This window comes from Brevibacillus sp. B_LB10_24 (assembly GCF_046036945.1).
In the GTDB taxonomy this organism is placed as follows: Bacteria; Bacillota; Bacilli; order Brevibacillales; family Brevibacillaceae; genus Brevibacillus_C.
Genome location: NZ_JBJQOQ010000080.1, coordinates 1 through 818, shown reverse-complemented (window position 1 = coordinate 818; position 818 = coordinate 1). Strand labels below are relative to the sequence as shown.

The 818-nt window shown below is 63.3% G+C and carries 1 protein-coding gene and 2 pseudogenes; all 3 read right to left on the bottom strand.

What is annotated here, in order from left to right:
* A pseudogene (locus ACI7RC_RS27745) lies at positions 1-434 on the bottom strand (FAD-dependent oxidoreductase); the annotation flags it as partial.
* A 64-nt stretch (positions 435-498) separates the two neighbouring features.
* Positions 499-693 (bottom strand): annotated as a pseudogene (locus ACI7RC_RS27740) (FAD-dependent oxidoreductase); the annotation flags it as partial.
* Between the two features lie 13 nt (positions 694-706).
* On the bottom strand, positions 707-818 hold a 112-nt coding region (locus ACI7RC_RS27735; RefSeq protein ID WP_408111384.1), incomplete at its 5' end, for a 2-oxo acid dehydrogenase subunit E2.

The window sequence follows — 818 nt, the reverse complement described above, 5'->3', positions numbered from 1 at the left end:
ATCACCCCGCCGCCGATAATCGCGATCGACTCGGGAATCTCGCGCAGGCCAAAAATCGTGTCGCTGGTGTGAACCGCCACCTGATCGACGCCGGTGATCGGCGGCACGAACGGCACCGAACCGGTCGCCAGGATCACACGCTCCGCCTGAATCGTCTGCGGCGAAGCGCCGTCAATGGCAATCGTCTTGTCCGGGTGAACGGTTCCCCTTCCCTTGTAGACGTCTACCTTGCCCGCCTTCAAGAGGGAAGCCACGCCTGTCCGCAGGCGCTTGATCACCTCGTCTTTGCGGGCCATCATCTTCTCCAGGGAAAGCTGCAGCTCTCCGGTCTCGATCCCCCAGCTTTTGGCCGCCTGGATGTCTTCGATCACCTCGGCGTGGCGCAGCAGAGTTTTGGAGGGGATGCAGCCCCGGTTGAGGCACGTGCCGCCCAGCTCGTCCGCCTCNCATCTTCTCCAGGGAAAGCTGCAGCTCTCCGGTCTCGATCCCCCAGCTTTTGGCCGCCTGGATGTCTTCGATCACCTCGGCGTGGCGCAGCAGAGTTTTGGAGGGGATGCAGCCCCGGTTGAGGCACGTGCCGCCCAGCTCGTCCGCCTCGATCAGGGCGACCGTCTGCCCTTCTTTGGCGGCGCGAATCGCCGCTACATATCCGCCCGGCCCGCCGCCGACTACGGCTACCTTGTAGGTTTTCATCGTCACTTTCCTCCTAGACCATCATCTGATAGGGGTTTTCCAGCGCTTCCTTGACCGTCTGCAGGAAGGCGGCCGCCGGCGCGCCGTCGATCACCCGATGGTCAAACGAGAGGCTGAGCGTCATC